The sequence below is a fragment of the Halobacteriovorax sp. GB3 genome (genome assembly GCF_028649655.1).
GTDB lineage: Bacteria > Bdellovibrionota > Bacteriovoracia > Bacteriovoracales > Bacteriovoracaceae > BSW11-IV.
The window spans coordinates 131174-152228 of the sequence record NZ_JAQSLN010000003.1; the positions used below are offsets into that span (position 1 = coordinate 131174).

15 protein-coding genes are annotated in these 21055 nt (G+C 36.7%); 7 read left to right on the forward strand and 8 right to left on the reverse strand.

What is annotated here, in order from left to right; all coding sequences use genetic code 11:
• Positions 1-41: 41 nt before the first annotated feature.
• From HBN50_RS06840 to gcvPB, 5 genes are all read right to left on the reverse strand, one after another.
• Positions 42-419: a response regulator gene (locus HBN50_RS06840; protein WP_273868845.1), complete on the reverse strand. Its 378-nt coding sequence runs from the start codon at positions 417-419 to the stop codon at positions 42-44.
• Positions 409-1269 carry a hypothetical protein gene (locus HBN50_RS06845; RefSeq protein WP_273868846.1) on the reverse strand — a complete coding sequence of 287 codons (861 nt, stop codon included), beginning with the start codon at positions 1267-1269 and terminating at the stop codon, positions 409-411. Before HBN50_RS06845 ends, HBN50_RS06840 begins: the two co-directional genes overlap by 11 nt.
• A 257-nt stretch (positions 1270-1526) precedes the next feature.
• The gene (locus HBN50_RS06850) at positions 1527-3137 is read right to left on the reverse strand and encodes a peptide chain release factor 3 (RefSeq protein ID WP_273868847.1); all 1611 of its coding nucleotides are present in this window, start codon (positions 3135-3137) and stop codon (positions 1527-1529) included.
• A gap of 270 nt (positions 3138-3407) precedes the next feature.
• Positions 3408-4148, reverse strand: a complete 741-nt coding sequence (locus HBN50_RS06855) for a substrate-binding periplasmic protein (RefSeq protein ID WP_273868848.1) — start codon at positions 4146-4148, stop codon at positions 3408-3410.
• An 83-nt stretch (positions 4149-4231) separates the two neighbouring features.
• A complete protein-coding gene (gene gcvPB / locus HBN50_RS06860) occupies positions 4232-7225 on the reverse strand; it encodes an aminomethyl-transferring glycine dehydrogenase subunit GcvPB (protein ID WP_273868849.1) in 2994 nt (997 codons plus the stop codon).
• A gap of 90 nt (positions 7226-7315) precedes the next feature.
• Between gcvPB and HBN50_RS06865 the strand changes: the two genes are divergently transcribed.
• Positions 7316-8083, forward strand: a complete 768-nt coding sequence (locus HBN50_RS06865) for a class I SAM-dependent methyltransferase (RefSeq protein WP_273868851.1) — start codon at positions 7316-7318, stop codon at positions 8081-8083.
• Here the strand turns inward: HBN50_RS06865 and HBN50_RS06870 are convergent.
• Complete coding sequence (locus HBN50_RS06870; protein ID WP_273868852.1) at positions 8066-8413, reverse strand: hypothetical protein; 348 nt, start codon at positions 8411-8413, stop codon at positions 8066-8068. The genes HBN50_RS06865 and HBN50_RS06870 overlap by 18 nt on opposite strands.
• Before the next feature lie 201 nt (positions 8414-8614).
• Here HBN50_RS06870 and HBN50_RS06875 point away from each other — a divergent pair, with 201 nt between their 5' ends.
• The 4 genes from HBN50_RS06875 to HBN50_RS06890 all read left to right on the forward strand — a co-directional run bounded on the left by HBN50_RS06875 (position 8615) and on the right by HBN50_RS06890 (position 15037).
• Positions 8615-9826, forward strand: coding sequence for a hypothetical protein (locus HBN50_RS06875; protein ID WP_273868853.1), 1212 nt, complete (start codon positions 8615-8617; stop codon positions 9824-9826).
• A gap of 43 nt (positions 9827-9869) precedes the next feature.
• Positions 9870-10643 (forward strand): peroxide stress protein YaaA, encoded by a 774-nt coding sequence (gene yaaA / locus HBN50_RS06880; RefSeq protein ID WP_273868854.1) that lies wholly within the window; start codon positions 9870-9872, stop codon positions 10641-10643.
• A gap of 241 nt (positions 10644-10884) precedes the next feature.
• Positions 10885-14418, forward strand: a complete 3534-nt coding sequence (locus HBN50_RS06885; protein ID WP_273868855.1) for a hypothetical protein — start codon at positions 10885-10887, stop codon at positions 14416-14418.
• A 64-nt stretch (positions 14419-14482) separates the two neighbouring features.
• Positions 14483-15037, forward strand: coding sequence for a hypothetical protein (locus HBN50_RS06890; RefSeq protein ID WP_273868856.1), 555 nt, complete (start codon positions 14483-14485; stop codon positions 15035-15037).
• Here HBN50_RS06890 and HBN50_RS06895 read toward each other — a convergent pair.
• Complete coding sequence (locus HBN50_RS06895) at positions 15034-17520, reverse strand: hybrid sensor histidine kinase/response regulator (protein ID WP_273868857.1); 2487 nt, start codon at positions 17518-17520, stop codon at positions 15034-15036. The genes HBN50_RS06890 and HBN50_RS06895 overlap by 4 nt on opposite strands.
• A 223-nt stretch (positions 17521-17743) precedes the next feature.
• Positions 17744-18403, reverse strand: a complete 660-nt coding sequence (locus HBN50_RS06900; RefSeq protein ID WP_273868858.1) for a hypothetical protein — start codon at positions 18401-18403, stop codon at positions 17744-17746.
• A 237-nt stretch (positions 18404-18640) separates the two neighbouring features.
• On the opposite strand from HBN50_RS06900, the gene HBN50_RS06905 reads away from it, so the two are divergent.
• Complete coding sequence (locus tag HBN50_RS06905) at positions 18641-19630, forward strand: adenosine kinase (RefSeq protein ID WP_273868860.1); 990 nt, start codon at positions 18641-18643, stop codon at positions 19628-19630.
• A gap of 15 nt (positions 19631-19645) precedes the next feature.
• A complete protein-coding gene (gene asnS / locus HBN50_RS06910) occupies positions 19646-21046 on the forward strand; it encodes an asparagine--tRNA ligase (RefSeq protein WP_273868861.1) in 1401 nt (466 codons plus the stop codon).
• The last annotated feature ends 9 nt before the right edge of the window (positions 21047-21055 follow it).

Below are 21055 nucleotides of genomic sequence, written 5' to 3' on the forward strand. Positions count from 1 at the left end.
TTTACACAATCTGGCCAATTGGATCTTACTTGATTCTGTTACTAAAGGCTAGGGGCGCTTATATTCAAATCGCGAATATAGTCTAGAAGGTCTTGGGGAGAGTAGGGTTTATAGAGAATATTATTAGCTCCAAGTTCCATGGCCTCTTTTTTAGAAAGGCTTTTGTATGCTGTAATGAAGGCGAAGTGCTCGATTGGTACGCCATTCTTTTTAATGGCCTCTAATAGGTCTATTCCCGTAAGTTTTGGCATTCTTACATCACAGAAAATATGAGAGTAGTGATCGTTCATAATGCGTTCTAGTGCTTTTACGGGATTACTTTCGTAGTCGGCGTGAATCCCTCTTTTTTCGAGGAAGTATTCAACGATTTCTAAAAGATCAATTTCATCATCAATAAAGAGAATCTTCTTAGCGCCCATGATTTTTTCCCGTTGTTCGAATAATGACGTTTTCATGTTTTAAGCTAGACCAATCACCTTTAAGGCTACTTTTGAATGTCGAAATCTTATTAATATTTTCTTCCATCTCACTAAGAGCAGCTTTGACCTTTCCAAGTGTTTTCTCGTTTCTCTCATCTTCAAAACGTTCTAGATTCCCTTTTGCTTTAGTCATCGGGTTAGAGATCTCGTGGTGATACATCTTAATGAGCTCATCAATGGCCTTTCTCTTTTCAATACTCGAGATGTGATCAAGAAATAACTCTTTCTGTTCAAGAAGAAATTCAATGGATGTGAACGTCGCAGTAATACCGCTTAAAATGATAATCAACTTAAAATAGATATCGCGAAGCATGGGAACAGATTGAATATCAGCTTGTGGCCAAAAGAATATAAGTGTCACAGTGATGAGTGTGAAAAAAGATAAGTAGCGATATAACTTTTCAAAGAGAAAACATGAACAAACCGGAAAGATCATATAGAAGAAAAGAAAATTAGAGTGAAAGCCATCATCCATATAGATGCGATAAGAGAGATAGGAAAAGATCAGCCCCGTTGTCACGAGAGAGCATAATTTGAATTGATCGATCATTTTATGAACAAAGGCCAATAGAAGAATGACACCGCTAATAGTAAAGGCACCGGGAGCATAGTTATCAAATTCACTAAAGATCATCGCCTTGGTTAGTGTCATTCCTATAATAACGAGAAAGACAATAAACAGTATTGAGATGAGAAATGTCGACTGCTTTTCTCTATAGAGCTTTTCAATAGGGTTTAAGTTAAGCTCTTTTGGAATAGGGAGAAAGTAGTTGATGATAAAGTTTTTCATTCCAGGCCTTTTAGATGGGTTTTGATCATTTTATCACGCTAGAGAGTCTTTAAATGGTCTAGAATGTGGGGAAATATTGTTAGTCTCAAGATTTTAATACTCTAGTAAAAAATCTTATTAACAATTACCTAAGGGTTTAATATTTATTGAGTTTGAAGATCTTTTGAAAACCTAATCTTTTCAAGTTTTCATCCAAATTTTGGCAATTTTCAGGAAAAAATTGGCCCTCAATCCATGAAGAACAAGGGCCTGGATATTTAATTAAAATCTGATGTTTTAAAGAATTGAACTTCTGGGTTTTTCTCTTCAGCAAGCTTCAGATCCCACATCGTACGAATAGCAAAACATGCTCTCTCTTTGTTATCATAAACAATGTGAGCACTATTTTTATTAATGAAGCTATCTTTTTGCAGCTCATCTTTAAACTTAAGCCAACGAATTCCGACATATGGGTAGGCCTCATAGTCTCCACGAACATTGTATTCCGTTTCTAATCTGTGCTTAACAACTTCAAATTGAAGAACACCAACGGCACCTAGAATTTTATCAGTTGTTCCGTGACGCTTGAAAAGCTGAACCGTTCCCTCTTCTGAAAGTTGTTGAAGTCCCTTATCAAGTTGTTTGCCTTTCATTGGATCTTTAAGAAGAACCTTTCTAAAAATCTCTGGAGCAAAGCTTGGAATCCCTGTGAATTGAATCTTTTCTCCTTCAGAAAATGTATCTCCGATTTGATACTTTCCACTATCGTGAAGACCAATGATATCGCCAGGGAGAGCGATCTCTGTAATCTCTCTGTCTTGTGCCTGAAACATGAGGGGAGTTGAGATCTTGATATCTTTACCCGTACGAGTGTGATGAATCTTTTGACCTCTTTCAAATCGACCTGAGCAAACGCGAAGGAAGGCCACGCGGTCTCTGTGGTTTTTATCCATGTTTGCTTGAATCTTGAAAATAAAGCCTGTGAATTTATTTTCATTCGGAGCAACAGTTCTTTTTTCAGAGTCTTCATTAAAAGGAGCGATGATAACTTCTTTGGATAATGGACCTGGAGATTCTTTAGCAATCATATCGAGAGTCTCTTTAACCCCAAAATTATTGAGCGCGGATCCAAAGAAAACTGGAGTCTGAATTCCTGCTAAGAATTCCTCTTGATCAAACTTAGGTAGAATCTCTTCAACCATCATTAGATCTTCTTTTAGCTTTTCTAAAAGAGTTTCGCCGATATAGTTTACAACCGCTGCAGAGTCGAGATCTGTAGCATCGATAACAGTAGGGCTTAATGGATCATTACTTTCTTTAAAACTTTGAATCGTTTTTGTTCTCAGGTCATAGACTCCTTTAAAGTCTACACCCGAACCAATTGGCCATGTCATTGGTGCACATGTGATTGAACAAGTCTTTTCAACATCATCAATGAGTTCAAATGGGTCCATTGTATCGCGGTCAAATTTATTCATGAAAGAGACGATTGGCGTATCTCGCATACGACAAACTTCCATAAGCTTTTTGGTCTGCTCCTCAACCCCTTTGGCCGAGTCAATCATCATAAGAACAGACTCAACGGCCGTTAATGTTCTATATGTATCCTCAGAGAAATCTTTGTGTCCTGGTGTATCGAGAAGGTGCATGGCCCTTTCACTGTATGGGAAACTCATGACTGATGAAGTGATTGAGATACCTCTTTCTTGCTCCATTTCCATCCAGTCTGATTTTGCATAATTTCCTTGCTTCGATTTAACCATCCCTACATCACGAACGACTCGACCAAACCAAAGAAGTTTTTCTGTCATTGTCGTCTTACCGGCATCCGGGTGGGAGATGATGGCAAATGTCGCGCGTTTTGCCTTTTCTGGTGAAAATTCGGCCATGATTTATCCTTAAATTATTTAATTAACATTATGAATTTATTTAAAAGGAATTATATAACAATCTGACCACTATTGGTCTATGTAATAGTTACAAACAGTAAAGTTTTAAGGAGACAACTGGAAGGCTGGAGAGTAGATATGTTTTTACAAGTTTCGCAGGCGCATAGGCCACTTTATCTGATAGTTGTTGTTGGTGTTAAAGCTCAAATAAAGTTCCCATGTGATGTTCAAGTTCGTGTGATTCCCCGGTCTAGTGCCTGCGATTTGTTTCTAATCTAATTGATAATTCTTTTTAATTCTATCCATTTGTTTTTTTACTTTTTCTAGACCTCTATTAAACTTTTCTCTGTATTCTTTTGCATGTTCATCATTTTTATTAAAAGTTAAATAGAAAGGTTTATAGGCAAGAGGTTGAAGAATCGGTTTGATCTTAGGACAGTCTTTAAATCGCCCTTTTTTGTACAGGCTTTTAAAGACATACAAGTCAATGACGATTAGATCAACTCGATTTCTGCAAAGTTTATTAATATTGTTAACGTCATCTAGTGCAAAGTCTTTCGTAAGATTATCGTTATTATCAATTGCTGCCGTGTTTGCGTATCCATTTACAAGTCCAAGGCGCAATGACTTGATATCTCCATTCAGACGTTCTATCTTACCTTGGTCTTCAGAGCGTGCGATATAGGTTAGAATGTTGTAATCAATAATGTCAGAATAAAGAAGGTCTTTTAATCTTTCTTTGGTCTTAAAAGTTGGAAAAACTCCTGTGAAAGTACCGTTTATTGTCCCTTTGAGACCACGTGCCCAGGGGCGAAATAAGATTGTGACGTCAATATTCTCTTCAGCAAATGATCTTTTTACTATATGGGCCACATAGCCATTGTCGATTTGATTGGAATCTACGTAGGGTGGATATTCAATCGTCGTTAAAAAGACTTCACGTGCTTTCTCTTGTGCTATAGACGTCGAACATGCAGTAAGTAATAGTAATGTAAGTAGTATTTTTTTCATTACTATTATTTTAACTGTTTTAAGTAAAAATCGTTACGATTAAAAGCGGAACTTAAGAAAGCTTAAGTTCCGCTATAGATACTCTAAGAATTGTGCGCTTGAAGGATCATTTCATAAACCTTCTTAACTCCAAGAGTAGAAAGTTCCTTAGGTGATACCTTGTTTTGAGGCAAGCTTGGTAGTGAAGTAATTGTTTCACTTAATATTAAGTTTTTGTTGGCATAGACTTCATCAACCTTAGAAACAGGTGTGAAGTGAGGGGCCGTTGTCAGTACTTCTGGATTCTCGTTAATCATCGTATGAATTGTTTCAACAACTTCTACAAAGTCATCGAGTTCCTTTTTCGAAAAACTCTCAGTCGGCTCAACCATAAGTCCATATACTTCTGGGAACGCCACTGTCGGAGCGTGTAATCCGAAATCTAAAAAGAGCTTTCCAACTTTTGCAATAGCATTAGCTTTTGGTGTTCCACCTTCTTGGATACGAGCAAAAGTTTGATCATTAAGAGTGAGGATGAATTCGTGCATTCTTGTTACTTCTTTATTTTGAGGAAGAACAGGATATGTCGATTGTAATTTTTTATACAGATATTGTGCAGAAAGAACAGCAACGGCCGACATCATCTTAACACCTTCACTCCCAAGTGCACGTAAGTAAGTGTAGCAACGAACTTTATGAGCAAAATTTCCGCAATGTCTGTGGAATGATCCGATAGTCTTTTCTGGAGTAAAGGTAGAGAAGCTTTCACCTTCTTTTTTAACCTGAATTCCGGGCATATAAGGAATAAGTTTTTCACTAACAGCAACAAATGCATCTCCAGGGCCTCCTCCTCCATGTGGAATTGTCCATGTCTTATGAATGTTGTTGTGTACAGCATCGACTCCAAGCTCATTGAGATCAACCCATCCCGCAATGGCGTTCATATTGGCACCGTCCATGTAGACAAGACCATCAACTGAGTGAATCAGCTCGGCAACTTCTTTGAAGTCTGCTTCAAAAATTCCTGAAGTATTTGGGTTCGTAATCATGATCCCACTAATTCTCTCACCATAAGTTTGAACGAGAGACTTGAATTGATCCATATCGATTTGACCACAATCATTGGCTTCGATTGAGATGATTCCATAAACTTGATCACCAACTTTTTTCGATTCGTAACCGGCCATGGTTGCCGTGGCTGGGTTTGTTCCGTGTGCTGATCTTGGAATAAGAATAATATCTTTTTTCTCAGCATTCCCACGATCACGGTGATAGGCCTGAAACATTTTAATACCGACGAGTTCTCCCTGAGCTCCTGCCACAGGTTGTGTCGTTACGGCCGGTAGTCCAGTGATGGCCTTAAACATTTCTTGAAGCCCATAGATGATTTCTAGTGCTCCTTGTGAATCTTCAACATTTGATTGCGGGTGAAGATCTGTAAAACCTTTGAGTCCAGCGGCATAATCATTGATATACGGGTTGTATTTCATTGTGCACGAACCAAGAGGGTAGATATTGTCATCAGGAGAAACATTGAGTTCTCCTAATTTATCGTAGAAGTCTTTTAATTCTTGTGATGAAAAGTTTGGAAGATCGACATAGTCCATTCTCTTAAGCTCTGATGGTATGTCGATGACATCGGAATGATCTTTTTCCACTTCAAATTGACTCATGAAAAAATCAACAAGCTTATCGAGATCTTGTTGTTCATGGATATCAAAAAAGGACATCTTTAAAAGATTATTTTTTTCTGTTCTCTTGGAAACATTGATACCAATCTGGAGATCTTTCTCGTTGGCTAGCTCAATGAGCTGATCGACATCTCTGTCGAGTTGAATTGTAAATTCATTGTAAAATGGTTGCTCGTAAGCAAGCTCAATTCCTTTTAGACATTGAAGCTTTTCAAGTGTTTTAATGGCAGAAAGTCTTGCTTTTAAGATTGATTCTGTCAGACCTTTTTCACCTCTTTCTAGGATTGCGGCACCAGCAATTGTTGCAATAAATGATTGGTTTGAACAAATATTACTTGTCGCTTTCTCTCTTCTAATGTGTTGCTCACGCGTTGAAAGAACCATGGCAAGACACTCTTGATTATTGCTATCAATGGCCTTCCCAACAAATCTTCCCGCTGTTTGACGAATGGCCGTTTTATATTTGTCATTAAAACGAATACCGAAGATTCCAAGCCCTGGGCCTCCGTAATTAGGGCCAAGGCAAAGGTGTTGTCCCTCTCCAACGATCATGTCTGCACCTTGTTCATTCGAGCCGTACTTTGATGGAGAAAGAAGTCCCTCTGTAGCGAGAAGGATTGGATCGATGATGGCAATAGATTGAATTTTAGCTTCACTACATAGGTCTGTTAAAGCGTTAACATCTTCTAAAATACCAAGGTTGTTCACTTGGCAAAAGGCAAATGAGCCAACTCGACCTTTGTAAGTTTCAAGTTTTTCTTTGAGATCATTGAGATCCACAGTTCCTTGATCATTAACAGCAATTGTCACAATGTTCATACTCGTTTCTTTTGAAAGAGTTTGAACAACTTCTAGATCTCCTGGATAAACACCTTCTGAAACAAAAACAGTATCTGTTTTTCTAACAATTCGAAGACTCGTATTAAAGGCCTCAAAAAGGCAAGTTGAACGATCGTAGAGAGAAGCATTGATTGCTTCAAAACCTGTTAGCATTGAAAGAGCACTTGAATAGAGCCAAAGAGTGTGAAGTGTCCCTTGGCTTCGCTCTGGTTGGTATGGAGTATAGGCCGTAGTTAGCCCGCGAATATTACATACATAGGGAACAATACTTGGAACTTTATATTGAGCAAGTCCATCACCTAGAAACGATGTTTTAATTTTATTTTTATTGGCAATCGTTTCAACGTCATTGATGAGATCGATATACTCAAGTCTTTCGCACACGTTGGGTGTTTCTTTGAATTGAATATTTGAAGGAAGGTGAGAGAAGACATCCTCGATTTTTTCGTAACCTAAGTAGTCGAGCATCTGTGAGATTTCTTCTTCTGTTGCACTTATATAATATGGTTTTAATTCTCTTTCGAGTTTCTCTGGGTCGTAGCCTAATTTTTCAAATTCTTTTCTCATTGATATCACCCTTTAAAATAGATAAAATGCGCTATGTTTTACCATGAATGTCATGGCTTTTGCTAGTAACTTTCAATGTTTAGTAGTCTTATGGATAATATAACGCTCTTTGTTTCAAATGAGGATGAAATAGCCTCGTGTCAAAAATTTGTAGAATTATTAAAGCTTCCTTATGAAGTTGAGGTTACGCTTTGTGCCAATGAGATAACTTCTGGACTTTTTTATAAAGAACCTGAGTCGATCTCTTATTTGTCACAATCTGGGGACTCTATTGCCTTTGATTTCGTTAAACTTTGGAATTATCACTCTAAGAAAAATTATACACTCAAAAAAGAGCCCTTAGCTAAGGCCATAGGTCGAACAAAGGAGCCGTGTCCTAAAATTATTGATGCAACTTGTGGTAGCGGTAAAGATAGTTTGTTGATGCTCTCTTTTGGCGCAAAAATTATCGCCTATGAAAGGGTTCCAACAATTCACTTACTCTTGCAGACAGCTCTTCATCTTGCCTATAAGGCCGATGGTCCATTGTCCATGGTTTTAAAAGAACGCTTTGAGCTTAGATATGGAGAGTTTCAAATTGGGGATGTGGAGAGTTCTGAATATGGTCTTTATTACGATCCAATGTATCCAAGCGAGCCTAAAAAAAGGAAAGCCAAGCCTAGAAAAGAGATGGTGATCTTTCATGAAATCATGGAAGGTGATCAAGATGTTGATGATAAGATTGATGGTTTTTTAAATTCAGAATTTAAGCGCGTCATTCTAAAAAGGCCCATTAAAGAAAAGAAGATTAAGAACCCTTCAATGGATTTTGCTGGAAAGAGTACGCGCTATGACGTTTACTTAACTGGCAAGAAGTAACTTCTTTATTTGCTTTTGCTCATTTTTTTCAAGATCCATGAAGTCTAAGAGAATTGTTTCTTTTTCTTCTAAATCTTTTTTGCAGTTGAGCTCAACTTTAGCTCTTTCTCCCACAAGTCGAATGACGACTTGATCGCTTTTTGAAATGAAATCTGCAGGTCTTTTGAGGTAGAGTTTTGCCCCGTTCATTTTAAGAACTTCAACATCCCATAGTGTCTCAAAATTATCATCGGAAAGGATGAGATTGAGTGGGCTTCCATATTCGAGTTGTCCTAATGAGTGGGACCTGGAAATTGATTTCATTGTTTTAGCTAAAAGGTCAACAAGCATTGATGGGCCTCCATGGAGAGTTTCACTGTCACTAGTTAATTTCTCTCAAAGCTCCGTTCCATTCAAGAGGTAGAAATCTCCTTTTGTTTAATTTCATCATAATTTAACCAAAATTTACCATAAGTAACCAAGCGTTTACCTCTCTAAAGTGCCGGCAAAAATTTCCGTTAAGAACTAAAACGATTTAATTTGGGGATTTTTATGTGTCGTCTATTGTACGCCTTTTTCTTTCTCTACTTTGTTAGTTCTAGCTCTCACGCTTTTTGGTCTAAAGAAGTTTATGAGCATGCTGATCAATTTCCTATGCAATTACAGGGACAATTTGCAACAACTCTAACGGGGACCTGTATGGAGCCTAAAGGCCACTATAGAAGAATGGGTGGTCATGTTGAGAAAGTTGCTATTAAAAATTCATTTCTTAAAGGTAAGAAGATGAATATTCGCCTAGCGAGTGTATATAAGAGACAAGATGTTATCGACAAAAGTGCTCCTTTTGTCTTTTTTATTCCAGGGGCCTTCAATAACCTTGATGACAATCAAGGAAGACACCTTATGGATCTCTTTCTACAAAAAGGCTATAACGTTGTGACAACTCCAAATCCATGGGGAACTGACTTCATTAAATTAGGAGTTAAAGCACCAATAGGTAGTTTTGTTTACGAGGGTGAAGTTCTCTATGAGACGTTTTTAAATACTTTCAAAAAACTTAAGCGCGATGGCTACGCTGTTCCAAGCATACGATTAGTAGGTGTGAGTTATGGAAGTTTTCTCTCCGCCATGATCAGTGCTTTTAATGTAAAAGATAATTATCCTCTTCCTTTGAAAGACACGACGATCTTATCGCCTCCTTTCCATTTGGGAGAAACGATTTCTAGATTAGATTATTATGTTAATGAGTCTAGGCCTTATATAAATGATAATTTGGTAAAGTCTCTGTATCGTTTGGTGTCCTTTTGTCGAAATGTTGACTATAGAGATCACGAAAAATTTTCTGAGAATAGGGCGATGAGTTTAGTTATTGGTGCTGGCTTTCATCGTGATCTCATTGCTTCTACAATACTTTACGATCGATTGAATAATCTTAATAAAATTCCTGGTCGTTTTTGGCGCACACTTTCTAAAAAACATTTAAAGTGGAGAAAGAATTTAACGTTCAAAAAGTATTTTGATACTTACGCTAAAGAAGCTCGCATTGAGATGATGAGTAAAAAAGGTGATATTAACTATTGGTTAGATCTCGCTAGAGATGGGGGATACGACGATATTCGTATTTTAACTACTGATAACGACTTTTTAAATGAGCCAATATCAGCTTTTTCTCCAATCGAAAAAACCATCACGCTCCAATCTGGCGGTCACTACGGTTATCGTGGACTTTCATGGTATCGTGATTTAATCGATCTCTCATTTTAAAAATTAAATTCTTCGTGGTAGACTCCTTGAAAAAGGAGTCACTATGAAAATTATTGTTTCACCTGCTAAAAAGCTTGATTTTGATGAATTCGCTCCTGTGAGCAAATTCACCAGTCCAAAATATTTAGACGAGTCAAAAAGGCTTATCAATGTTCTTAGAAAATATACAGAATCTGATATCGCTAAACTGATGAAGCTTTCTGATAGCTTAGCTAAGCTTAACGTCGATCGTTACAAATCTTTCAATCCACCATTTGATCTAGAAAATGCTAAACAGGCCATGTATGCTTTTCAAGGTGATACTTACAAAGGTCTTCGAGCTGTTGATTTTTCAAAAGACGAGGCTAATTATGCTCAAAAGTCTCTTCGTATTCTCTCTGGTCTTTACGGCGTCCTTCGACCGCTCGATCTTATTCAACCTTATCGCTTAGAGATGGGAACAAAACTACCTTGTGAAGGAAATAAGAACCTCTACGGTTTTTGGAAAGATACGCTAACTGAAGACCTCAATAAAGAGTTAAAAAAAGATAAAGATTGTGCTCTTATTAACCTCGCTTCTAAAGAGTACTTTAGTTCTCTCGACTTTTCTAAGTTAAGTGTACCCGTTATCACATGCCACTTTATGGAAAAGAAAAATGATGGTTATAAAGTCGTTGGCCTCTTTGCTAAAAGAGCAAGGGGAATGATGAGTCGTTACATCATTGAAAATCAAATTACAAAAGTATCTGGTCTTAAAGATTTCAACGAGCAGGGTTATCTCTATGATGCAAAGGCCTCTGATGATCTCAACTTAGTTTTCAAAAGAGATCAGTCTTAATTATTCTCAATTAAAATGGGCCTTTGAAAGGCCCATTTGTCCATTAAACTTAATTTATTCGTTGTAAATAATTCATATTTTCTCTTTGGCATTGTTCTTGCTCCTAATTGTGTTAATTGAGCTATAGAAGAAGGATTCTTCTCAAGTTGACACTATTTTAAAGGGCAATTTGGCCCTGATGTCTTCTTATTGGTTTCAAAATGACACATTTTTAATTTCGATATATTCACGAGGGGGAATTGTGAAATCCAAATTGGTCTTACTATCTATAGGAACGATCTTGCTTTCATCTCCACTAGCTCAGGCTAGATGGCAAGATGATTTTATAGGGAATCCAAGTTTCAAATTAAATGAGGACTTAAATCTCTCTAATCTAACGAGAGAAGTTTCACGTTTAGAACGACTCTACAACAGCAAACAACAACTTACTGATCGTGAAGTTAAACGCTTAAACGAAGCCGTTAAATCGCTCTCTCTTATGGAGCGAGCTATCAGTCAAATCGAAACTGAAATAGCAAATCATGTAACTGAAATTTCAACTAATAGGGCGGAGATTGGAAAATTAAAAAATTCAAACAAGCAATTTTCTACGGCGCTCAGTTCTAAAAAGGAAGAGATTACTAAGAAGAATAACCAAATTGAAGGTGTTAAAAAAGATATTAGTAATCTTCAGGCAAGCCTTAAAAAAGTACAAGCAGAGTGTCAGGCAGCACCAACTGATCAATGTACGCAAAAAATATCTAGCTTAAAACTAAATATTAAAAACAAAAGTACACTTAGAGATCAATTGGTCGTTCAGTTAGCATCACTCATCAAAACCAGAGATAAGATTCAAAGTAACCTTACTAAAAATAGCGCTGTTATTAGTCGTCTTGAAAAGAGAAGTTCTTCCTTAGAGTTAGCGAATCAAAAGAAGGTTCAGCAAAATATAAAGAATAAAAAAGATCTCATTCCATTAAAGCGTGATGTTGAAAACCGCCACAGTATTGTTCAAAAAGCTGAGCGCGAATCAACTAGAGCAAAGAATACTTTAATTGGTGCACAAAAAGGACGTGATCAATATCGTCAAGACCTGATAAAGAGAGTGCTCATTGTGAACGATCAAGGGGCGCTAAGAGCTACTGAAGATGCTTATGATGATGGTTATGAACTTGCTTATCGTCTGGGTAAAAGTTACGGGGAAAGAGATGGCCGTGAGGATGGACTGAGCGAAGGGGCAAGTGACGCTAAGCGCAGAGATTATGATAAAGGTTATGCTGAGGGGCTAGTACTTGGAAAGGCCGATGCACAAATTGAAGGAAGGCAAAATGGTGAGCGCGAGGGTCGAATTCAAGGAAATAAACTCGCTGCTATCGATCAAGCAAAAAAAGATGCCTTTGAAGCTGCTAAAATATCTGATGCAAAAGCAAAGGGACTTCGAGAAGGCTCAATCGCTGGTAATGAACTTGCGCTAAAAGAGGGAAATTTAGATGGTTCTGATCTTGGAATGAAAGAAGCGATCAAGGAGAAAGAGAGTCAGAAACTTAAAAAAGTCTCACTTCCTGGTCAATTCGCTGGAGCTTTTACAAAAGTTATTCCTAAGATGCCTCTGAATTATAGAGGAAAGGCCTATAATCCTAATAAAGATTTTAAAAGAAAAGTGGTAGAGAAATCATATCGTGATGGTTATGAGTTCAAATATTCAGATGAGATTCAAAGATCTTATTATAAGAACGTTTCAAGCATCTATGAATCAGTCTATGAAGATGTGTATAATGAAAATTATCGATCAAAATTTGAACTAACTTATCAAGAAGAAATTGCTAGAGGAAGATCGACTGGTCATAAAAAGGCCTACGGTGATCACTACACTGGGTACTATCAAAAGGCTTATAAAGATAAGTTGGAACACTATAGACGTTCACCGTTGAAAGATTCATCTGAATATCAACAGCAATATAAAGTAACTTTTAAAACTGCTTACGAAAAAGAGTACAATATTCTTAAGGATAAGGTTTTCGCTCAAGAGAAAAACCGTGTTTATCAATTAAAGTATCCTCTCTATCTTGAACAATCTCGAGTAAAGAGAAAAAATGATGTCCTTGATATTTATCAAAAACATGCCGTTTTAAAGTATGAAAGTCATTCATTTGTCGATGGTGGGGTTAATAAAGTTGGGCAAAGAGATGGAATTGTCATGCCTAATGAGGCCCTTTACATAAATATGACGATTTCAAACTTTGGGAAAGCTCCAGCGAAAAATGTTGAAGTTAAAGTTGGTTCAAATAAAACCTATACGATCAATGAAATTCCTGGGGCATCTAGCGTTACGGTACAAGGCGCAGCAAAAGATATCGCACCCAACCGACTCGGGTCTTCTTTTGTTTCCAATGTGACGGTCCGTTATCCGCTTACAGCTGAAACAAAAATCCAGGGTCTATATCACGAAAGAGGAGATATTCTAAATTCTAGTATTCGTGGTTCTTTCAATGTCCTTTATCCTTTAACAGTAGAAGATTTATCGATTAGTGGTGATCTAATTGTTGGTAAAGAAAATCAGGTTAAAGCTACTGTTTCAACGCGTGCCATTCGCTCGTACAAGGGGAAGATTGAAATCAAATTACAAGCTAGCTTAGATGGTATGGTTAGATCTTCTTTTAATGATCTTGAGTCCATCTCTAGGAGTGCTGCACTAAAGGGAGCTTCGATTTTGGTTTCCGATAAAAAAGATGCTTACCAAGATCTTTATCTTCAAGCAAAAATCTATAAAGATGGAATCCTACTAGGGCAAAATGAGCAACAGCTTAAAGTCGTGGCCAAAGAGGGATTCTCAATGAAAGATTCGGGAATTGTTGCACTCGTTAATGGAAGTGATAGAAATAATGACATTTATCATTTGATTGAACAACTCGGTGGAGCTTCAAGAGTAGCTGTTTTAGATACTTCTCTTTCTGGTAATAAATCTGTTTTAGAAAAGGGTCTATCTAAGGCCAAGGTCTTTACAAATAATAAAAATAGTCTTTCGTCACTCGATCAATTGATGTTAAAAGCAAAAGACTCGTCATTTGTGTATTTAAATGATGATAAAAACTTTAATGAATATTCTTCTAAGATGAGAGCGCTAAAGCATTCGAAGTCGCTTGGATTCAAGTATGGAAGTGAGAAAAAAGAAATTCAAACTATTCTATTAAACAATAGACTCAATAGAGAGTTGAGTTCCTCGTCTGTTTTACTTGTTTCGGATTCTTCTGATATTGTTGATCTTAAGACATTATCTTCACTCTTTTCTAAAACGAATGATGAGTTGATTGAAGGGATTCGCAAGATCAGTGATGAAAGCTACTTTCATACAAATGATCAAATACAAAAAAGAATTCAGGTTGCAATGATTCGCTCTATTCATGAAAACCATAATATCAACCAAGCTTATCTTGCTAGTGGAAGTGTCGTATCAAGAGATAAGGATATTGCAAGAATTGTTCAAAGAGATAAGAATCTATTTCACAATAAACTTGGAAAAATAGTAAAAAAGAGCGTTAAAGTTGCCAATATTGGACTTTATCTTTTTGCCTACAACTATTACTATGTAATGAAGAGTGCGACTTCTTCTTGGAAGCCAACTTCGAGAGATTTTACAATGGCAATTACAAATAGACTTTACGGTGCGCTATTTATTGATGGAGCTCTTGAAGACGTTAAAGATGGTCACAAAAAGCTTAAATCGCATTCACGTTCACTTTACAATAAAGTTGATAGTAACCAAGGTTTACATGCACCTTTTGACTTCTCTCTTTAATTTTTCATCTTATATGGCAAAGGGTCTCGTGATTGGGACCCTTTGTTTCTTTTCAATATCTTCTTTGGCAATTAAACAATATCATATCGCATTGGTGGATACCTTTTTTTGTCCAAGCGCCCTTGTATTACCAAGTGGAATTGAGTTGGACTTTGTAGAGACTACAATTGAGAACACTTGTCAAAAAGAAGATCTCAAAGGCCGTAAGTATCATGGACATCAGGTCTTAGAGAAACTCTTGTATTACTATTCAAAAAAGAAGTTGGAAAAAAAGGCCAAATTGAAAATAACTCTTGTTACTGTTTTTCATCAGTCGGGCAGGCAAGATCTAAAGGCCTGGCGAGATGTTTTTTCTTTGAAAAACCAAAAGAGATATGATGCCTATCTAATTTCTGTAGGAATTCCTTTTAAATCAAAAGAGCAGTATTCTTCAATGGATAATATTGTCTTTAAAAGGCCTGTCTATGTCGCAAGGCCAGCTTACCAAAAAGGTGTTTCAAAGCTCAATTTGGTTTGGCCTTCAACAGTAAAGGATAAGAATATTAAGATTGTCGATATTGTTGAGCCTGAGATAAGTTCTTCTTTATCTGTACCTTTGTACTTTCTCAATCAAATTTAACTGGCGTATTTAAAAATCTTTTTCATTAGGGATTTCTTCTTGATTGGCTTTGCTATGTACTCTGTACAACCGGCCTTAAGTCCTCTTTGAATATCCTCGTCAAAGCTTTTGGCAGAAAGACCAATGATTGGAGTAAGGATATTTCTTTCTTTCTTAAGCTTCGTGATAAGTTTAGTGGCTTCATAGCCGTCCATGACGGGCATTTGCATGTCCATGATGATAAGGTCATATTCATTTAATTCAAAAAGCTCTACGGCCCTTTTTCCGTTCTCTGCAAATTGAATTTTAAACTCGGTGTCTTTGAAATAGAAATCGAGGAGTTTTCTATTATCTTCAGTATCTTCAGCAATGAGAATGTTAAATTTATCGTTTTCACTTCTCTTTCTAAACTTTATCTCTCTTGTTTTTTCGATCATTTCTTCTTCAATCATTTTATCTTTTTGAACACGATTGAGTTCAAATTTTACGACAATCGTTGTTCCTATTCCTATTTCACTCGATGCATGTATTTCACCACCAAGGGCCTCTATAATTGATCGGGATACTTGAAGTCCCAGTCCATTTCTAACAACCTCTTGGATCGCTCGCTGCGAGAAGGGAAGAAAGAGAGAGTCGAGTTGCTTTTTAGGGATACCAATTCCTGTATCGGCTACAGTTAAAAGGAATCCTTCTTTGTTTGCATTTGTTGTATTGTAACGCTTTAAAGAGATATGAATTTTCCCTTCATCTGTATACTTAATGGCATTGCTAATGAGATTGGTGAAGACCTGATTAATTCTCGTTTCATCACCCATAACATCGAATTCTAAAAGAGGATCGATTTCAACATCATAAGTAAGATTTAGTTCTGAAGCGTGAATTCTCATGAGTGCATTTATTTCTTCGAAAGTTTTTCTAAGATTAAAGTAATGTTCCTCGAGTTTAATATTTGTAGAGTGATCGATCTTGGCAAGGTAGAGGATCTTGGCCACGACAGACTTTATATTTTCTCCAGAGTTTTTAATCATCTGAAAGTACTCAAGTTGCTCTTTGTTCATTTTATTTTCATGAACGAGCTCTATGGCGCCAAGAAGAATGTTGAGAGGGGTCCTTATTTCATGGCTAATATTGGCCAGGAAGTGGGCCTTAGATTTTGCTGAGTAGAGGAGTTCTTTTTCCGTGTCCTTTTGACGTTGAACTGTTTGCTCAAGTGAGCTTAGACTTTTCTTTAAATTAGCGTCTTTCTCTTGGAGAAGAGTAAGCAATTTATTATAGGAACTTGTAAACTCATGCAGCTCTCTTGCTAGGCCTTTGATTCTAATGGGCTCAACTTCATCGAGATTATCTTGTGATTTAATTTTACCGGCCATCATTGCCATCTTTTCTCTAATTTTATTCATCGGAGAGAAAACAAGTTTCCTAAGTCCTGTAATGGCCAAAATCGTTAAGAGAATTGTTAGAATTAAAAAGATAGCTTGAATATTGTTCTTTGTTTCATAAGTTCTAGCAAAACTTTCCTTTAAAGGAACAGTCCTAATTATCTTCCAATATGTATAGGGAACTAAGAAGGTAGTATAGAGGACTTTAGTTTCTTGGTTAGTTTCATTGTAGAGCTTGTAGTTATTTAATTGATGATTGTCATAAAAGATATTCAGTATGGATAGAGCATAGAAGAAAGCGGCCTTGTTATTCAAATTGTAAGTATTTTTTAAGAGCTTCTGCTTTATAGTTTCAGTCTCTTCTTTAGAATAATTATTATTATCTTTAATTGTCGTCTCTATTTTTGTTAATAGACGCTCGACTGTTTCTTCCTTCTTTTTGGCGAGTGGATTTTTGATAATTCGGTTGTCGTCTTTATCAAATAATTGCGTTTTAACATTTGACGAGTTAACTTCTGAAAGAAATAAGGTAAGCCATGATAAGCGAACATCTATTGTTGCAACTCCAATGAACTTATCATTTTCAATAATTGGAGCAGAAACTGTGACCATTGGCTCTAAGCTATGAGGGTCTGTGTAGGCATTGCTCCATATGGTTCTACTCGATCGTTTCAAAAAAGAAGCTGTCACATACCAGTTTTCATTATGGTATCCTGGAGAGTGAAGAAACTCTCTTCTATAGTCACGATCTTTTTCAAATCTTTCTTTATCAAAAATTGGTGAAGGAATATTATAATCATCTATAAATTGAAGATTCTCATCTTCATTTCTCGCTAAGAAAAAACTTTTTTGACGTTTCTTTGAATCATAGGCATAGGGTTCATACCAAATTCCTCCACCGGCAATAGATAGAGATTGATCGTAGTCTATTGTTTCAACAAGTAATTTCTTTAAGACTGTTTCATCTTGGATTTTTGATTTACCGATTTTTGCTAATGTTCTTGCAAGTGTTTCAAAGCGAATAATCTTTGCGTGAAGCTTGGAGACAACATTATTTCCAATTTCAATTTCCTGATTAACTTTATTGCTTAACATGGCCGGAATGACTTCTTTTTCTACGATCATAAAGAGCGCACAAGCGAAGACTAAGGCGTATATAAAGATGCCCAGTATTAATTTTTTGGTCAGGTTAAGCTTCAACATTAATAGGGGTTGCCTTTTTTAATCATTTATAACTCTTGATTATTTTAATTGAAGTTATGGTTTGTTTAATAAAAATTGTTAAGATCTAAGGATAATTGTACTTTGTTCAAGTTTGGGGCCCTAAGGCCCCGAGATATCTTTTAGATCATTTTGTTTTTACTGTTTTCTTAGCTGTTTTTTTCTTGGCAACTTTCTTTTTTGTCACTTTACCAGACTTTTTAGCCGCCGTTGTTGTCTTCTTTTTTGTCTTTTTGGAACCCGTTTTTTTTGGAGCTTTTTTAGTTACTTTCTTTTTATCTACTTTTTTAGAGGCCGTTTTTTTCTTAGTGACTTTCTTCTTATCAACTTTTTTAGAAGCTTTTTTCGAAGCGCTTTTCTTCTTCGCAGTGGAGCTTGCTGCTTTTTTTGAGATTTCCTCTTCGATTTCTTCTTTAATTTCTTTTGCTTTCGAGATGGCCCTTTTTGTTGTTTTCTTTACTTGTGAATAGACTTCTTTGGCCTTGGTTTTGTTAATGGATTTTTCAGCTCTTTGTTCAAATTCTTTAAAGACCTCTGCTGGTCTTTTTCCAATATCTTTCAATTCATCGCAAAGATCATCGTAGAACTTCTCTATCTTATGGATTTGTACGTTGAGATGGTCGTAGCGGAACATGAAAACTTTGAAGAGCTCTTCGTATTTATCGTGGCCTTCTTCTTGTAGTTTTGTCAGAAGTTGATGACACTTCTTTCGAAGTTCTTCCTGGCCGGTTTTGACTGATTTTCCAATTTTCTTATTATTTTTTTTCAAAAAATCCTGCAAGCTCATATCTCTATCCTTTTTGTATAGGGCACTATTATTATCGACTAATGAATGCTTTTTGTTTAAAGTATCTCTCTTAATCTCGTAATTTCATGGGTTTATATGTTTTTTGAAGCTTCGTAGATTCCTTGATTTTGCGTTTCCCTTTATCAAAAATTGCCAAGTTCGAAACTTTGCAACTTGTGTTTCTGCCTGTAATATTAAGGCCTTGTTGAAACCGTCTCATTTTGAAAAGGAAAGATTATGAGTCTTTATGATGTTTATGGAATTGGAAATGCACTCGTCGATATGGAGTTTGAAGTAACAAATGATTTTCTTCAAAAGATGAATGTAGAAAAAGGACTTATGACTCTTGTAGAACAAGAACGTCAGAGTGAACTTCTTGAAAATTTAGATGGTAAACAACATAAGAGATCGTGTGGTGGTAGTGCTGCTAATACAATGATTGCAGTATCACAACTAGGTGGAAAGGCCTTTTATTCTTGTAAGGTTGCTAGTGATGAAACAGGTGATTTCTACTATCAAGACCTTGTTAAAGAGGGTGTCAGTTCAAATATTAATGAACAGCGTGAAAAAGGGACGACAGGAAAATGTATGGTTTTTGTTACTCCTGATGCTGATCGTACGATGAATACATATCTTGGAATTACGGCCACTTTTAGTGAAAGTGAATTAAGAGAAGAAGAAATTAAGAAGGCCAAATACCTTTATATGGAAGGTTACCTTGTCACTGGACCAACTGGAAAAGCTGCTGCTATTAAGGCCAAAGAAATTGCCAAGGCAAATAACGTTAAAACGGCCCTTACTTTTTCTGATCCAGGAGTTGTTTCTTTTTTTAAAGAGGGATTTAACGAGATGATTGGTGAGGGTGTTGATCTTCTCTTTTGTAATGAAGCGGAAGCTCTCTCTTACACTGGTACTGAAACAATTGAGCAAGCGAGTGTTGAGCTTAAGAAAATTGCGAAAACATTTGCGATTACACTTGGTGAAAAAGGCGCTCATGTCTTTGATGGTCAAGAGACTATTGAAGTACTTACAAATAAGGTTGAAGCCGTTGATACAAATGGTGCGGGCGATCTTTTCGCAGGAGCTTTTCTCTACGGGATCACAAATGGACTATCGTATGCTCAGTCTGCAAGACTGGCCTGTAGTTTATCTAGCCAACTTGTAACTCAATTTGGGGCAAGACTAAAAAAATCACAAGTAGAACAAATTAAAAAAGAAACATTATAAATTAAGTGGTGAAACATGACTGGTAGATTGTTAATTAAAAAAGTATTTGAAACTGAGCCTGTTGGACAAACAGTTACTGTGAAAGGATGGATTCGCTCTATCCGTAATTCAAAGAAATTTAGCTTCATGGTCTTAAATGACGGTTCCTATCAAGATAGCTTACAAATTGTAATCGATGCTGATCTTGAAAACTATGAAGAAGTAGCTTCTCTTCTAACAGGATCTTCTGTTTCTGTTACAGGGAAAGTTGTTGAGTCTGGTGGAAAAGGTCAAAGCGTTGAGATGCAGGCTGAATCGATTCATATTTATGGAAAGACGGATGAGTCTTATCCATTGCAAAAAAAGGGTTCATCTCTTGAATTTTTAAGAGAGAAGGCCCACTTAAGAGCGAGAACAAACCTCTTTGGAGCAGTGTTTAGAATTCGTCACGAACTAGCTCAGGCTACGCATAAATTCTTCTCTGATAGAGGATTTTATTATCTGAACTCACCAATCATCACGGCAGTTGATGGTGAAGGTGCTGGAGAGATGTTTAAAGTTACAACTCTTGATCTTGAGAATTTGCCAAAAGACGATAAAGGAAATGTTGATTATTCAAAAGACTATTTTGGTAAAGATGTTTCTTTGTGTGTTACTGGACAATTAGAAGGGGAGTGTCACGCACTAGGGCTTGGAAGTGTTTATACTTTTGGACCAACTTTCCGCTCTGAAAATTCGAACACAAAACGTCACCTTTCTGAGTTTTGGATGATCGAGCCAGAAGTGGCCTTTGCCGATTTGGATGAAGTGGCCGATCTTGCTGCTGATTATATCAAGTTTCTTGTCGCTTGGGCGCTTGAGAAATGTGAGAAAGAGTTGAACTTTATTTGGGGGATTCCTTTTTCTGATGTTGATAAATCTCACCGCTCGGTACTTGAAAATGTAAGAGATAGTGAGTTTTTAAAGATCACATATACTGAAGCAGTTGAGATTTTAAGTAAAACAAATGTTAAATTTGAGTACCCTACTGAGTGGGGGAAAGAGCTTCAAACTGAGCACGAGAAATATCTTACAGAAGAGCATTTCAAGAAGCCTGTCATTGTAACGGATTATCCTGCAGATTGTAAGGCCTTCTATATGAAGCAAAACGAAGATGGTAAAACTGTTCGTGCTATGGATGTCCTTGTTCCTGGAATTGGTGAGATTATTGGTGGATCGCAAAGAGAAGAAGATCTTGATAAACTCATCAAAAAGATGGATGAAGATGGAATGGAAAAAGAGGGTTACTGGTGGTACCTAGAACTTAGAAAATTTGGTACGGCTCCTCACTCAGGATTCGGATTAGGTTTTGAAAGGGCCATTATGTACATTACGGGAATGCCAAATATTCGTGATGTTATTGCTTTTCCAAGAACACCAAAAAGCTGTGATTTCTAATAAAATAAT

What these genes read in the sequence shown, in the direction of transcription:
- HBN50_RS06855 (WP_273868848.1), bottom strand. Translation starts at nt 4,148, where the DNA reads ATGAAAAAAATACTACTTACATTACTATTACTTACTGCATGTTCGACG.
- HBN50_RS06865 (WP_273868851.1), top strand. Translation starts at nt 7,316, where the DNA reads ATGGATAATATAACGCTCTTTGTTTCAAATGAGGATGAAATAGCCTCG.
- HBN50_RS06905 (WP_273868860.1), top strand. Translation starts at nt 18,641, where the DNA reads ATGAGTCTTTATGATGTTTATGGAATTGGAAATGCACTCGTCGATATG.
- HBN50_RS06845 (WP_273868846.1), bottom strand. Translation starts at nt 1,269, where the DNA reads ATGAAAAACTTTATCATCAACTACTTTCTCCCTATTCCAAAAGAGCTT.
- HBN50_RS06900 (WP_273868858.1), bottom strand. Translation starts at nt 18,403, where the DNA reads ATGAGCTTGCAGGATTTTTTGAAAAAAAATAATAAGAAAATTGGAAAA.
- asnS (WP_273868861.1), top strand. Translation starts at nt 19,646, where the DNA reads ATGACTGGTAGATTGTTAATTAAAAAAGTATTTGAAACTGAGCCTGTT.
- gcvPB (WP_273868849.1), bottom strand. Translation starts at nt 7,225, where the DNA reads ATGAGAAAAGAATTTGAAAAATTAGGCTACGACCCAGAGAAACTCGAA.
- HBN50_RS06875 (WP_273868853.1), top strand. Translation starts at nt 8,615, where the DNA reads ATGTGTCGTCTATTGTACGCCTTTTTCTTTCTCTACTTTGTTAGTTCT.
- HBN50_RS06895 (WP_273868857.1), bottom strand. Translation starts at nt 17,520, where the DNA reads ATGATCGTAGAAAAAGAAGTCATTCCGGCCATGTTAAGCAATAAAGTT.
- HBN50_RS06850 (WP_273868847.1), bottom strand. Translation starts at nt 3,137, where the DNA reads ATGGCCGAATTTTCACCAGAAAAGGCAAAACGCGCGACATTTGCCATC.
- HBN50_RS06870 (WP_273868852.1), bottom strand. Translation starts at nt 8,413, where the DNA reads ATGCTTGTTGACCTTTTAGCTAAAACAATGAAATCAATTTCCAGGTCC.
- yaaA (WP_273868854.1), top strand. Translation starts at nt 9,870, where the DNA reads ATGAAAATTATTGTTTCACCTGCTAAAAAGCTTGATTTTGATGAATTC.
- HBN50_RS06840 (WP_273868845.1), bottom strand. Translation starts at nt 419, where the DNA reads ATGGGCGCTAAGAAGATTCTCTTTATTGATGATGAAATTGATCTTTTA.